Source organism: Acinetobacter sp. CFCC 11171, from assembly GCF_003268405.1.
In the GTDB taxonomy this organism is placed as follows: domain Bacteria; phylum Pseudomonadota; class Gammaproteobacteria; order Pseudomonadales; family Moraxellaceae; genus Acinetobacter; species Acinetobacter amyesii.
The window spans coordinates 161,105-175,400 of record NZ_LQXP01000002.1; the positions used below are offsets into that span (position 1 = coordinate 161,105).

The 14,296-nt window shown below is 39.5% G+C and carries 16 protein-coding genes and 1 tRNA gene; 12 read left to right on the forward strand and 5 right to left on the reverse strand.

What is annotated here, in order from left to right; translation table 11 throughout:
• Positions 1–48: 48 nt before the first annotated feature.
• From lepA to AVJ20_RS02240, 10 genes are all read left to right on the forward strand, one after another.
• Complete coding sequence (lepA, locus tag AVJ20_RS02195) at positions 49–1,866, forward strand: translation elongation factor 4 (RefSeq protein ID WP_111883977.1); 1,818 nt, start codon at positions 49–51, stop codon at positions 1,864–1,866.
• 21 nt (positions 1,867–1,887) lie between these two features.
• Positions 1,888–2,715 (forward strand): signal peptidase I, encoded by an 828-nt coding sequence (gene lepB, locus AVJ20_RS02200; protein WP_111883978.1) that lies wholly within the window; start codon positions 1,888–1,890, stop codon positions 2,713–2,715.
• 20 nt (positions 2,716–2,735) lie between these two features.
• Positions 2,736–3,107 carry a DUF4845 domain-containing protein gene (locus tag AVJ20_RS02205; protein ID WP_078192003.1) on the forward strand — a complete coding sequence of 124 codons (372 nt, stop codon included), beginning with the start codon at positions 2,736–2,738 and terminating at the stop codon, positions 3,105–3,107.
• The gene (rnc, locus tag AVJ20_RS02210; RefSeq protein ID WP_111883979.1) at positions 3,079–3,777 is read left to right on the forward strand and encodes a ribonuclease III; all 699 of its coding nucleotides are present in this window, start codon (positions 3,079–3,081) and stop codon (positions 3,775–3,777) included. The genes AVJ20_RS02205 and rnc overlap by 29 nt, the downstream gene beginning before the upstream one ends.
• Positions 3,777–4,805, forward strand: coding sequence for a GTPase Era (gene era, locus AVJ20_RS02215; protein ID WP_067765139.1), 1,029 nt, complete (start codon positions 3,777–3,779; stop codon positions 4,803–4,805). Before rnc ends, era begins: the two co-directional genes overlap by 1 nt.
• Positions 4,806–4,836: 31 nt before the next feature.
• Complete coding sequence (locus tag AVJ20_RS02220) at positions 4,837–5,031, forward strand: NF038104 family lipoprotein (protein WP_111883980.1); 195 nt, start codon at positions 4,837–4,839, stop codon at positions 5,029–5,031.
• A gap of 8 nt (positions 5,032–5,039) precedes the next feature.
• Positions 5,040–5,756, forward strand: a complete 717-nt coding sequence (gene recO / locus AVJ20_RS02225) for a DNA repair protein RecO (RefSeq protein ID WP_213066168.1) — start codon at positions 5,040–5,042, stop codon at positions 5,754–5,756.
• A gap of 9 nt (positions 5,757–5,765) precedes the next feature.
• Positions 5,766–6,491, forward strand: a complete 726-nt coding sequence (gene pdxJ, locus AVJ20_RS02230) for a pyridoxine 5'-phosphate synthase (RefSeq protein WP_111883982.1) — start codon at positions 5,766–5,768, stop codon at positions 6,489–6,491.
• Positions 6,492–6,507: 16 nt separating this feature from the next.
• Complete coding sequence (locus AVJ20_RS02235; protein ID WP_111883983.1) at positions 6,508–7,161, forward strand: tRNA-(ms[2]io[6]A)-hydroxylase; 654 nt, start codon at positions 6,508–6,510, stop codon at positions 7,159–7,161.
• Between the two features lie 136 nt (positions 7,162–7,297).
• Entirely contained in the window at positions 7,298–8,122 is an 825-nt protein-coding gene (locus tag AVJ20_RS02240) for a DUF4198 domain-containing protein (RefSeq protein WP_111883984.1), read from the forward strand.
• Positions 8,123–8,178: 56 nt separating this feature from the next.
• Here AVJ20_RS02240 and AVJ20_RS02245 read toward each other — a convergent pair whose 3' ends face one another.
• Together AVJ20_RS02245 and AVJ20_RS02250 are read right to left on the reverse strand one after the other, a co-directional pair.
• Positions 8,179–9,252, reverse strand: coding sequence for a hypothetical protein (locus AVJ20_RS02245; RefSeq protein ID WP_111883985.1), 1,074 nt, complete (start codon positions 9,250–9,252; stop codon positions 8,179–8,181).
• 87 nt (positions 9,253–9,339) lie between these two features.
• Positions 9,340–9,415: transfer RNA gene (locus tag AVJ20_RS02250), tRNA-Asn, on the reverse strand.
• 251 nt (positions 9,416–9,666) lie between these two features.
• Between AVJ20_RS02250 and AVJ20_RS02255 the strand changes: the two genes are divergently transcribed.
• Positions 9,667–10,125, forward strand: a complete 459-nt coding sequence (locus AVJ20_RS02255) for a hypothetical protein (RefSeq protein WP_111883986.1) — start codon at positions 9,667–9,669, stop codon at positions 10,123–10,125.
• Positions 10,126–10,176: 51 nt separating this feature from the next.
• On the opposite strand, the gene AVJ20_RS02260 is transcribed toward AVJ20_RS02255, so the two are convergent.
• The 3 genes from AVJ20_RS02260 to map form a co-directional block, all read right to left on the reverse strand.
• Positions 10,177–10,611 (reverse strand): PaaI family thioesterase, encoded by a 435-nt coding sequence (locus AVJ20_RS02260; protein WP_111883987.1) that lies wholly within the window; start codon positions 10,609–10,611, stop codon positions 10,177–10,179.
• Between the two features lie 328 nt (positions 10,612–10,939).
• Positions 10,940–12,166, reverse strand: coding sequence for a pyridoxal phosphate-dependent aminotransferase (locus AVJ20_RS02265; RefSeq protein ID WP_111883988.1), 1,227 nt, complete (start codon positions 12,164–12,166; stop codon positions 10,940–10,942).
• A gap of 269 nt (positions 12,167–12,435) precedes the next feature.
• On the reverse strand, positions 12,436–13,263 hold the full coding sequence (gene map, locus AVJ20_RS02275) for a type I methionyl aminopeptidase (protein WP_078191991.1): 828 nt from the start codon (positions 13,261–13,263) through the stop codon (positions 12,436–12,438).
• 207 nt (positions 13,264–13,470) lie between these two features.
• Here map and rpsB point away from each other — a divergent pair, with 207 nt between their 5' ends.
• On the forward strand, positions 13,471–14,217 hold the full coding sequence (gene rpsB, locus AVJ20_RS02280) for a 30S ribosomal protein S2 (RefSeq protein ID WP_078190314.1): 747 nt from the start codon (positions 13,471–13,473) through the stop codon (positions 14,215–14,217).
• Positions 14,218–14,296: the final 79 nt, after the last annotated feature.

Genomic DNA, 14,296 nt, shown 5'->3' on the forward strand with positions numbered 1-14,296 from the left:
TGCATAAAGAATTGCATGCATAGCGCTTTTATTTTTCCAAGGTAGCCCATGGCGCAAGCTAAAAAATCTGTTGATATAAAAAACATTCGTAACTTCTCGATCATTGCGCATATCGACCATGGTAAGTCGACGCTTGCCGACCGATTTATTCAAACTTGTGGTGGCCTGCAAGATCGTGAAATGCAGGCACAGGTTCTAGATTCTATGGAATTAGAACGTGAGCGTGGTATCACGATTAAAGCTACGTCTGTGACTTTGTATTACACTCATCCTAACGGTGAAGAATACCAGCTTAACTTTATTGACACACCTGGGCACGTTGACTTTTCTTATGAAGTTTCACGTTCACTTGCTGCATGTGAAGGCGCATTATTGGTGGTCGATGCTGCACAAGGTGTAGAAGCCCAGTCTGTTGCTAACTGCTATACAGCAATTGAACAAGGCTTAGAAGTCCTACCTGTTTTAAATAAAATCGATTTGCCGCAAGCAGAGCCAGAGCGTGTTATTCAAGAAATTGAAGACATTATTGGTATCGAAGCGACTGAAGCACCTACATGTTCAGCTAAAACCGGTCTAGGCATTGAAGGGGTGCTTGAAACACTAGTCAATGTCATTCCTGCACCCGAAGGCGATCGTAATGCACCATTACAAGCCTTAATTGTTGACTCTTGGTTCGACAACTATTTGGGCGTGGTTTCTTTAGTTCGTATTAAAGAAGGTCGTGTGCGTAAAGGCGATAAAATGTTGATGAAATCAACTGGTCAAACGCACATCATCACCTCAGTAGGTATTTTTAATCCTAAACATACAGAAACTGACATGCTCGAAGCAGGTGAAGTTGGTTTCGTGATCGCGGGTATTAAAGATATTTTTGGTGCTCCAGTTGGTGATACGATTACCTTGGCAACTACACCAGAAGTTGAAAGCTTACCGGGTTTCAAAAAAGTGAAACCACAGGTCTATGCAGGTTTATTCCCAATCGATTCAAGTGAATTTGAACCGTTCCGTGAGGCGCTGCACAAACTGCAAATTAATGACTCAGCGTTGTTCTTTGAGCCTGAAAGTTCAGATGCACTTGGTTTTGGCTTCCGTTGTGGCTTCTTGGGTATGCTGCACATGGAAATTGTACAAGAACGTTTAGAACGTGAGTATGATCTGGACCTGATTTCTTCAGCACCAACCGTAATTTATGAAGCGGTGATGAAAAATGGTCAAACCATTTATATCGACAGTCCTTCTAAAATGCCTGATGGTTCAACAGTTGAAGACTTACGTGAGCCAATTGCTGAATGTCACATTTTAGTACCGCAAGAATACTTGGGTAATGTGATGACTTTATGTGTTGAACGTCGCGGCGTTCAAAAGAATATGAAGTTTATGGCGAACCAAGTGGCCATTACGTTTGAAATCCCAATGGCTGAAGTAGTTATGGATTTCTTTGATAAATTGAAATCATGTTCACGCGGTTTTGCATCGTTAGATTATAACTTTGTGCGTTTTGAGAGTTCATCTCTAGTTAAGGTGGATGTGTTAATCAACGGTGAAAAGGTTGATGCCTTGGCCATGATTTGCCACCGACAAGATGCTCGCCATCGTGGTATTGCACTTGTGGAAAAAATGAAAGATTTAATTCCACGTCAAATGTTCGATGTGGCTATTCAAGCAGCGATTGGTGCACAAATCATTGCACGTTCAACTGTAAAAGCGATGCGTAAAAACGTTTTGGCTAAATGTTATGGTGGTGACGTGTCGCGTAAGAAGAAACTTCTTGCGAAACAAAAAGAAGGTAAGAAACGTATGAAACAAGTGGGCAGCGTCGAAATCCCACAAGAAGCGTTCCTTGCTGTATTGAAAGTAGAAAGATAATAAATAGAGGTTTATGAGCTCATGGATTTTGACTTTAATTTGATCCTTGTTCCTGCCACAGTCATTTTTTTCTTAATTTGGCTGTTGGATAAGTTTGTCTGGAAGCAACGGCAGACCAAAGGTAAAGGGAATGAAAATGTCGTTATCGCATGGGCTTATGATTTCTGGCCGATTCTAGCGATAGTTTTGGTGATGCGTTCATTCTTATATGAGCCATTTAATATTCCATCTGACTCTATGGTTCCAACCTTAGAAACAGGTGATTTTATTGTGGTGAATAAATATCAGTATGGCGTACGTTTACCTATCGTCAATAAAAAAATTCTTGATGTCGGTGAACCTGAGCGTGGTGATGTCATTGTATTCCGTTATCCACCACAACCAACCATCAGCTATATTAAACGAGTGGTCGGTTTACCAGGTGATCATATTATTTACGATCATGGTCAACTGAGTGTGAATGGTCAAAAGGTGGCAAAAGTTCCTGTAGAATTTAGCCGTGAAAAAGATCAACTTGATACACCTACATCGATTTATCATAAAGAAACCATGGGTAAGCATACGTTTACCATGCGTGAGCTTGAAGGCGTCAATGTTGCGCGCCAAGCACCATTTATCAACTATGTTGAAAATGGTAAATATTCAACAGAAAATGGTTTATATTGGGAAGTTAAGGTTCCTGAAGGTCACTATTTCGCGATGGGGGATAATCGCGATCAAAGTGCGGACAGTCGTTTTTGGGGCTTTGTGCCTGAAGAAAACCTCACTGGACGTGCTTTTTACAAGTGGATGCATAAGGAACCTGGTTTAAAACTGCCTTCATTTAGTCGTAATGGCAGTATTGATTAGTCTTACATCAGGAAAATAAAATGAGACATCAACGGGGAACGTCTTATATTGCAATTTTAATTGCTGTGATTGGTTTTGCTTTTTTAGCTAAAGCTTTAATTGCGGTTTGGGGACCGTATGTTGACGATCGTCTCGTCAACAATGAAATTGAAGAATTGATGAAGAGCAGTCCTAAAAATATTGCTCCGAGTAAGTTTGAGTCACAAATGTCACAGCGTTTAGATATGAATGGTGTACGTGATTTAAATTTTAAAGATATTGCTCAAGTCACTAATGTAGATGGTCTACAAGTGAAAACAGATTATGAAATAAGAAAACCTTTCTTATTGAATATTGATATTGTGTTGAAGTTCGAGAAAAGTTTTGATCAAAGCTCAGTCCAAGCTAAATGAAGCTCGTTTAGCAAGTCGTATCGGTTATCAGTTTAAACAACCTGAATTGTTACAACTGGCCTTGACCCACCGATCGGTGAGCCATAAATACAATTATGAACGCCTAGAATATCTGGGCGATTCATTATTGGGTATGATAATTGCCAATTATCTGTACCATGCCTACCCGCATGAAAATGAAGGGCGTCTAACGCGTATGCGTGCGACACTGGTTCGTCAGGAAGCGCTAGGAAAAATTGCCAATGACTTAAAACTCAGTCAAGAATTAATCTTGAGTACAGGTGAGTTGAAATCTGGCGGTCATCATCGTGAGTCTATACTTGCGGATACTGTTGAATCGATCATTGGTGCAATCTATGTCGATTGTCAGGATTTAAAAATTCTGGAACCGATTGTTCTTAAATGGTATGTGCCATATTTAGATCATATTGAACCAACTGATCAACTGAAAGATCCTAAATCACGTTTGCAAGAGTATTTACAAGCACGTAAAAAACCTCTCCCGGTTTACGAGGTTGTAGATATTCAGGGTGATGCTCCGAACCAACATTTTAAAGTTGAATGTACAGTTGAAGGGCTCCCTGTTAAATACGGTGAAGGTTCAAGCCGTCGCTTTGCTGAACAGGCAGTAGCGGCAGAAATCTTAGAAATTTTGGAGAAAAAGTCTTAATGACTACTCATTCTGATCACGTAGATGCTGATCACGAGTCGCAAGGCGACAGTAACGATTTAATTAGTCAGTTTTTTAGTGCACAAGGCACTGAAATTCCTGCCGATTTTAAAAGTGGGTTTGTGGCGATTGTTGGTCGTCCAAACGTGGGTAAATCAACGTTGATGAACCATATTTTGGGTCAAAAACTTTCCATTACCTCTCGTAAACCACAAACGACGCGTCATAAAATTGTGGGTATTGACTCACGTGAAAAGTCTCAAGCGGTATTTGTTGATACGCCTGGGATGCACAAAAAAGAAGTTCGTGCCATCAATAAAATGATGAACCGTGCGGCGCATTCTGCACTTCGTGATGTGAACTTGGTCTTGTTTGTGATTGATGCAGACAAATGGACACAGAATGATGATTTAGTGTTAGAGAAGCTAAAAAATGCCGATATGCCAGTGATTCTTGTGATCAATAAAATTGATACACTAGAGAATAAAAACCATGCATTACCATTGATACAAGAGCGTGCAAAATTAATGAATTTTGCAGAAATTGTTCCTGTATCAGCATTACGTGGTGCAAATTTAGATCATTTGCGCAGCACGATTGAAAAATATTTGCCGTTCCAACCACCACTGTATTCACTTGAGCAATTGACTGATCGTTCAGAGCGTTTCCTTGCGTCTGAAATTATCCGTGAAAAAATCATGCGTCAATTGGGTGAAGAGCTGCCTTATGATTTAACGGTTCAAATTGAGTCGTTTAAAACAGAAGAAGCAACGGTAAATCCAAAAACAGGTCGTCCTAAAGCGGCGTGTACCTATATTGATGCGACGATTTTTGTCGATCGCTCTGGTCAGAAAGCTATTGTGATTGGTGAGAAAGGTGCCAAACTGAAAAAAATCGGTATGGATGCACGTGTAGATATGGAAAAAATGTTCGAGCAAAAGATCATGTTGACGCTTTGGGTGAAAGTCAAAGGCGGTTGGTCTGATGATGAGCGTGCATTGAAAAGCTTAGGTTATAGCGATATCTAATCGTTAAATAACAAACTTTGAGGGAAGAGTAATGATGAAAGTATTGGCCGTAGTTGCATGTGTTTTGTTTCTACAAGGATGTATTCATAAAATCGTTACTGTTCCTGTCAAAGTGGCTTATAAAACCACAAAAGGCGTGGTTAAAGGTACTGCTGCAGTTGTGGGTGCAGTCATTCCAGATGAGGATGAAGATGAAGACGACAAGAAAAAGAAAGACAAGGATTAATATTTCAAATCATGCGTAATGAGATACTGCATGGTTATTTAATTCACCATCGTAAATATCGTGAAAAAAGTCATATTGTGCACTTGTTTACTCAGGAGCATGGTCGAATTGATGGTATTCTCAGGCAAACGCCACCTCCCCAGTATCAACCAATTTGCTTGCAAGCATCTGGTAAGTCCGAACTTAAAAACTTTAGTAAACTCGAAATTGTAAATCAACCCATTTTCTTTTTTGGGGATGCTTTTTTTTCAGGATTTTATCTAAATGAAGTCTTATTGAGGCTATGTCCGTTAGAGGTTGAGATGCCTGAGACATTTGCTCAATATGCACACACCTTGGAACAACTTCAATGCATGTCTGTCCAGGCCAACCCTGATCTATTCTTACGGCAAATCCTTAGACAATTTGAGCATGTGCTGCTTGAAGAGTTGGGTTTTGCGTTGGATTTTTCAACTGATGCAAATCAACAGCAAATTCAGCCTCATGAAAATTATCAATTTTATTTAAACGAAGGTTTTCAACCTGTCATTAAAGCCTCACGCGCAACATTGTCAGGTCAACATATTTTAAGTATGTGTGATTATGAAAAAGGTGGGGAATTTAATCCTGAACAGTTACAATTACTGTCTAAGTTGTACCGACAAATGATTACTTCCTTGCTTGGCGATCGTCCATTAAAAAGTCGTCAATTGTGGATACAGAATTCTCAAACTCAACGTCATTAGGAAAGAATTATGGCAGCTTTGCTTGGTGTAAATATTGACCATGTGGCAACACTACGAAATGCACGTGGGACAACTTATCCAGATCCTGTGAATGCCGCAATTATTTGTGAGCAAGCGGGGGCGGAAGGGATTACGCTGCATTTACGTGAAGATCGTCGCCATATTAAAGATGATGATGTACGTCGTATGCGTTCTGTATTAAAAACCCATATGAACCTTGAAATGGCAGTGACCAATGAAATGGTTGAATTTGCCAAAGAGATTCAGCCGCATCATGTATGCTTTGTTCCTGAAAAGCGTGAAGAAGTCACGACTGAAGGTGGTCTAGATGTGGTTGGGCATTTTGAAGATGTAAAAAACGCGACTCAAGCACTCGCGGCGATTGGTTGCGAAGTTTCATTATTTATTGATGCTGACTTTGCTCAAATTGATGCAGCGATTGCCTGTGGTGCGCCTACGATTGAGTTGCATACAGGTGCATATGCAGATGCTGAAACACCTGAAGCGCAGAAAGCAGAGCTGGAACGTATTATTCGAGGTGCTGAATATGCGGCATCTAAAGGATTGATTGTGAATGCTGGTCATGGCTTAAATATTGACAATGTCACTCCGATTGCGCGCATTGCTCAAATTCATGAATTGAATATTGGTCACTCGATTATTGCTGATGCTGTATTTATTGGATTGGCACAGTCTGTAAAACAAATGAAAGCTGCGATTAAATCTGCACGTTAATTTTTAAGTAAAGTATATGTCAAATATTGATTATGACGCCCTAATGAAGCCAGTCATTGGCTTCTTGGGGTGTGAAACACCAAAAGCATGGCTAGATGAAGCTTTAAATAATTTGGATATCCTGATGCAGGATCATGCCAATTGTGAAAAGAAAGCAGCAAGTACAGCAATGAATTTGATGTTTCGTTATAGTTTTTTCTCGGATTTACAAATCAAACTGGCACAGCTAGTACGTGAAGAAATGCTGCACTATGAGCAAGTGCTGGAACTGATGGTAAAACGTGGTCAGGAATGGACTGCAATCAGTGCTGGACGGTATGCAGGTGGCCTACGCAAAGAAGTGCGGACTTATGAGCCAGAAGCGTTAATTGATATCTTGGTGATTGGCGCATTTGTTGAAGCACGGTCATGTGAGCGTTTCTATGCGCTTGCACCACATGTGGATGAAGAGTTGGGGCGTTACTACCGCTATTTGCTAAAGTCTGAATCACGCCATTATGAGGACTATTTAGCATTGGCCATGGATGTGGCGACGACCAATAAGCTAAAGAACCCGAAAGAAGATATTCAGATGCGTATTGAGCATATTCGTGAAGTTGAAAAAAATTTGATTAGCAGCCCAGATGATTTATTCCGCTTTCATAGTGGTGTGCCAGTCAAAGCCGCTTGATAAAATAATCCTCCAGAATGGGGGATTTTTTATGCACTTAAAATAAATGATAATAAGAATTATTTACAACATGCTTGAGTGAATCTAAAATGAAACGATCTCTATGAATCAAACAATTTAAGCTCACTTATTTAATATGAAATTACAATTCACTTTACTCTGTATCGCTTTGTGTGTGGTTGGTCAGGCTCAAGCGCATTATCCTTATGTGGCGCCATTAAACTATCAAACATTTAATAATCATAGTGCCATTCTTTCTGGTTTTTATGACAATCCGTTTGTTTCTGAAATAGCCATTAAAAACTTTAATTTCCATGTACATACACCATCAGGTGATAAGCTGCATTTAACAGATGCCGATTGGGTAAAAACGCAAACGGTCAGCAGTTATAGTTTAGAAAATAAGCAGGATGGCACGTATCGTATTCGTGGTGAAAAACAGGGAAGTACAGCGCGTTTTGCTTATGATCAAAAGCAGTGGAAAGCGTTAATCAATGGTGTACGTGATCCTCAAAAAACTGCGAATGCAAATGTCATTTATACAGCCGAGTTGACTAAAAAGTCGCAAATCAAAAGTATTCAAACCCAAGAAATCATCGAAACTTTTATATCGCGCCGTGTAACGTCTACAAATGTAGTGAATCATTTGCATGATAGTTTTGATGTGCAATTTAGAACCCATCCGAATGCCATTATGCAAAATGAGTCAGTACAACTGAAAGTGCTAGATCAGAAAAAAGCGGTTGCGGGTTTGCAGATTGAAATTTTGCAGCAAACAACGGATTACAGCCGTGAGGGAAAAGTTTATAAAACGCTTAAAACTGATCAAGAAGGAAACTTGAATTTTAGCCTATCAGATCGTGGTCAGTATTTACTGAAAATTGACTATCAGCAGCCTTTTGAAATGAAGGGAGACGCATTAAAACGATATAAATATACTTTGAGCTTTAATGTAATCTAAGGGTAGTTAAATGAGAAAAAGCTCTGCGATTTGCAGAGCTTTTTTATGAAAATGATTTAGCTATCTTTAGGTTCAAGATAAAACATCGATAAACCTATCAATAAAATTAAACTGGTTTGAGTGAAAAAGTGTTTATTAAAACCACCATAATATTGCTGCGAATAGCCTGCAATCAGTAAATAACCCGTTAAATAGAGCAATCGATAATATCGGCTCTCAAAACAATAACAGATACTTGCAAAACATAAAATCAGGCAACCAATGACCATATAGTGGATATCCCAAATGATGGTGTTGATTACAAATAAAAGTGCTGCAAGTGCGCCGATAGATAAATTACGCAGGCTTTCAAACCCTTGAAAAATGTGCATCAAAGCTAAAATGAAGAGTGGTAATAGAGCAAGTGCATATTTTATTTTCATACTGTTTTGCGTCATGAGCATAAAATTTTGCTGTTTCTCAACAATGGGGCTAGTACTGATGCTTAGCCTAAGCCATTGAAGGGTTAAGTGTTCAGGGGTGTTGGCTTTAACTAAAAATTTGAGAGTGGCTTGTGGTGGGATAATATAATTTTCTTGGAATTCATGGCCATAAAACATCCAGGATTTATTGGTCTCCAATGTGCGATATTGCGTATTTTTTTGAGTTGAGATGTTAAAAAGTTGTCCACTTGCATTTAACCCAGCTTTCATACATGGCGTTTCTTTCTCGTTAACAATGCATAACGGAAGTACTGAAATTTCAAGATCTTTTCGTGTTTGTTGCTGACCTGCAAAATCAATATGAACATACAGTTGATCAGATTGGTTTTGCAGTGTAATCGGTGTGCTCGCCCAATATTGTCCTTCTGTCATCTCGTTCAATACAGATTCAGATATTTCCGGAATAGTATTGTGATTTTGAATCTGCTGAGGTGGAATCAACCATTGTAGGCTGCTGTCAAGAAGGGTGTTGGTTTCACTATTATATAAATTGGGTGGCGTTTTGAAATGTTGCTCAATTTCACTTTCGGGTGTGCAGCTCACCAAATAAATTGCAAATGGGCTGATAAAAATTAAAAGAAAAATGAATGCAGTGAGGTAGTGTCTTAAGGCAGTTTTATTTGATTCAGCATCAACTTGAATGAACATTTTTTTATTTTAATGACAATGACTTATAGATTATATATAAATCATAGGCATTAAAAAAGCCCATTTAAATAAATGGGCTTTAGAATTTGGCTCTCCAACCTGGGCTCGAACCAGGGACCTGCGGATTAACAGTCCGTCGCTCTACCGACTGAGCTATTGGAGAATCTGAATGCGATTATAAGCAGATTTTGAAGAGGGTCAAGCTAAAAATACCAATATGAGGAGAAATGCGTGATAGATGTTTTTTATTTGAACAAAAAGAAGGATTTTTCAGAAAAAATGAATCTTAGGCTTGCAAAGAAAAAATTCAATTGATAGTCTGAATGCAACAACAGAGCGTTTAAACATATGTTTAAACAGTGTGGATTTAAACCCAACTTGCCAGCACTAAAATGGCTAAACAGGAGAAAGCGAATGAATACGCTGACTATTTCTCAGATTTTTTCAAACTTTTCTTTTTATCAAGAAAACTATCTTTCCATTATTAGTAACCAAGAGCGATATCAAACACCTGTCGAAGGTGCGTACGTTGACGTTTGGCCTTTGGGTAAACGTGACTTGGCATTGGGAGATCTATTGCAACTGTGGTTTAGTGAAAAATGGTTGATCAACGCGCCATGTCATTTACGTTTTGAACATCAAGATGATGGTCGTCGTGTGCCTTTGCAACGCAAGCAAGATTTGTATTTATACCAATTGGCAGGTAATGCGTTATCAGGCTCAAATCGTTCTAAAGTATGGTCTATTTCAGAACAACGGGAACTTCGTGTTGAGTTAGATAGTGCTTTAAAATATTACTGCTTTCAAAAGGGCAGTAATCGCATTGATCTAAGCGAAGGCCAATTAATTCGCGCCTTACATTCAGCAATTTAAGTTTGAATCATCATCTGCTCGCATTGAATTGCGAGCAGAAAAATAAAAATATTAAGGACGTATAATCATGCATGTCGCTGTTGCATGAGCATATATCTTTCCATTGTTATCCATAATTCTGCCTTCTGAAATTGCTAAATTTTTGCTGATATTAATTAAATGGCCTATTGCGGTTAAATCTTGATTTTTAGGGATAGGTCGACACATTTTTATATTGAGATCAATGGTGCCATAGCCTATACCAGCTTCTAATGCCGAGTGTACGACACACCCTGTAACTGTATCTAAGACTGTTGCTGCAAAGCCACCATGCACACCACCAAGGGGATTTAAATGGCGCTGATCGGCTTTTACAACAAACTCTACATTACCTTGCTCAATCTTTTTGGGTTGCATTGGAATAATTTCACTAATGCTTGCAGGTGGAATTTGGCCTTGCATCATTGCCTTTAAAATTTCTAGTCCAGTCATTTCTTTGATGTTCATTGGTATATCTCTGGATAGGTTAGTTTTGTGGTTGTTTTGGGTTCTAAAAAGGAACTTATTTAAATAACATAGCTGAAAACGTAAAAAGAATGCAAACCAAAGATTTGAATATGAAGGTTAGTTTTAGGTTTTATCGTTTGGTTTTTTAATATTTAAGTTGATTTGAAGGAAGTCAAATGGGCTGGATGAGCTTTGTTATTTAGTTTGAACCGCGAAAAAAATTGATCAAAAGCGTGTAGAAGTGAAGCGTATTAATTTATTTTTTTGATGAGTATAAAAAAACCCGCGATATTCGCGGGTTTTTTAAATCTAGCTTTTTAAAAGCAGATTATTTTTCAGCAGCAATTGAAGCAATCGCAGCATCTACGCCTTCGATTGAGTCAGCAGCTTTCTTGATACGTGCAAGCGCATCTACAAGAACTTCGTCTGCAGTTGCATAAGAAATACGCATGTAACCGCCAAGACCGAATGCATCTCCAGGAACTACTGCAACACCAGTTTCTTCCAATAACCATGCAGAGAATTCTGTGCAAGATTTTAAACCTTTTGCACGAATCAATGGACGGATGTTTGCGTATGCATAGAATGCACCATCAGCAGGAAGGCAAGTGATACCGTTGATGTCGTTCAAGCCTTTCACAACTAGGTCGTGACGGCGTTTGAATGCTTCAATCATTGGCTCAAGAACGTCTTGAGGGCCATTCAATGCAGCTTCAGCAGCAACTTGTGAAATAGAAGTTGGGTTTGAAGTTGATTGAGATTGGATTTTTTTCATCGCACCAATAAGTTTAGCAGGGCCCGCTGCGTAGCCAATACGCCAGCCAGTCATTGCATAAGCTTTAGATACACCGTTCAGAACGATTACGCGATCGTAAAGGTCTGGTGCAACTGTTGCGATGTTGTAGAATTCGTCGTCCCAACGGATTGGTTCGTACATATCATCAGAAGCAACTAAAACTTCTGGGTATTTACGTAGTACGTCAGCTAAAGCAAGCAATTCTTCTTTAGTGTAGATCATACCTGTTGGGTTAGAAGGGCTGTTTAGAACCACTAAACGAGTTTTGTCAGTGATTGCAGCTTCTAATTGAGCAGGCGTAATTTTGAAACGTTGGTCTTCACCACATTTCACGATTACAGGAGTACCTTCAGCAATGATCACCATGTCTGGGTAGCTTACCCAGTAAGGAGCAGGGATAATTACTTCGTCACCTTTGTTTAACAAAGCAAGTGCCAAGTTAAAGAAAGATTGTTTACCACCACAAGAAACCAAGATTTGGTTTGCAGCGTAATCAAGGTTATTGTCGCGTTTTAATTTAGCAATAATTGCTTTTTTAAGACCTGGAGTACCGTCAACAGCTGTATATTTAGTGAAGCCATTGTTGATAGCAGCAATTGCAGCATCTTTGATGTGTTGTGGGGTATCGAAATCCGGTTCACCTGCGCCTAAACCAATTACGTTTTTACCAGCAGCTTTCAATTCAGCAGCTTTGTTAGTAACAGCAAGTGTAGGGGACGGTTTGATGCTATTTACACGATCAGACAGACGTACGTCCACGGCAGTATTCCTTCTTATAGGGATTAAAAAATAAAAAGCACACTATCTTAGCTTAAATGTACAGTAATGGGGAGTGGCAAAATCAACAATGTGCAAAAAAGTGTGATATTCCATCCTAACCCTATAATTGAGAAAATTTACATTGAGTTACTTAAATTTTTAATCAAATTTTATGGAAAAATCTTAAAGTCACGGATAAAAAAAAGGCATAAAAAAGGCCACAATATGTGTGACCTTTTTAATTAAATTTTATACTTCAAATACTTTGCTTATTGAACAAAACGCGATAAATCTTCTTCAGGGCGAGCAGTTAGCACTTCTACACCATTTTTTGTTACAAGTAGCGTGTGTTCGTACTGTGCAGACAAGCTATGATCTTTAGTCACGACAGTCCATTTATCGCCAAGAAGTTTGGTTTTCCAGTCGCCACCATTCACCATTGGTTCAATCGTGAATGTCATGCCTTCTTCTAAGATCATGCCTGTATTTGGTTGACCATAGTGTAAAACTTGTGGTTCGTCATGGAAAACGGTACCAATACCATGACCACAATATTCACGTACAACACCAAAACGTTCTGATTCAACATATTGTTGAATAGCATGGCCGATATCACCCATGGTTGCGCCTGGTTTTACCACCGCCATACCACGGTACATGGCTTCTTGGGCAACTTTGCATAAACGGTTCGCTAAAATAGATGTTTCACCACCCACGATATACATCATGTTGGTATCACCATGGTAACCATCTTTGATCACAGTGACATCGATGTTTAAGATGTCACCTTTTTTTAATTTTTTGCTTTCAGATGGAATACCGTGACACACCACATGGTTCACTGAAGTGCAGATAACGTGCTGAAATGCTGGACGACCCGGCGCAGCGCCATAACCTAAACATGCAGGAATAGCTTCTTGTTTATTGACAATATAGTCATGACAAATCGTATCAAGTTCTAGGGTAGTCACACCTGGAACAATATGCGGTTTGATCATATCCAAAACTTCTGCCGCCAGTCGACCCGCGACGCGCATTTTTTCAATTTCGTCAGGCGTTTTAATTAATCGACGTGGAGCTTCGTAAGTACTGTTCATGATCTCTAAAAACTTTTGGAAATTTGTATGTGACTATGGTATAAATAGCCGCCCATTTTATCAAATGCTTTTTCGTGAATATCTTTCACGAGCTTTGTGCGATGGGGCAATAAAATCCGCACATATATCGACACATTTCTCTGGGTGCCTTTTTAGGTGGAGAATGCGGGTATATGGAGGCCTAACCCAAACTTTAAGGTAAAGAAAATGGCAGATTACAACGTAAGCATGCGCGACCTTCTTCAAGCAGGCGCACACTTCGGTCACCAAACACGTTTTTGGAATCCAAAAATGCGCGAATACATCTTCGGCGCGCGCAACAAAATTCACATCATCAACCTTGAGCACACTGTTCCTGCGTTAAATGATGCTTTGAACTTTGCTAACAACTTGGCTAGCAAAAAGAACAAAGTTTTGTTCGTTGGTACAAAACGTGCAGCTTCTGCAATCATTCGTGAACAAGCTCAACGTGCAGGTCAACCATATGTTGATCACCGCTGGTTGGGTGGTATGTTGACTAACTGGAAAACTCTTCGCCAGTCAATCAACCGTCTAAAAGACCTTCAAACTCAATCTACTGATGGTACTTTCGCTAAACTTACTAAACGTGAAGCTTTAGAACGTACTCGTGAGATGGAAAAACTTGAACGAGCTCTTGGTGGCGTTAAAAACATGGGTGGTTTACCTGACGCATTATTCGTAATCGATGTTGATCACGAAGCAATTGCAATTAAAGAAGCTAAAAACCTTGGTATTCCTGTTATCGGTATCGTTGATACAAACTCTAACCCAGACAACGTAGACTACGTTATCCCTGGTAACGACGATGCGATCCGTGCAGTTACTCTTTACGCTTCTGCTATGGCTGATGCGATTCTTGCTGGTAAAGAATATGCTCAATCACAAGCAAATGCACAAGCTAAAGGCGAAGAAGCTCCTGCTTCTGAGGCTTAATGCGTTTGACGTAAGCTTGTCATTTTTGCGACACGTGATGGTGGCAAAGTAAGCGTCATGTATGCAGACGGCCCAAGAG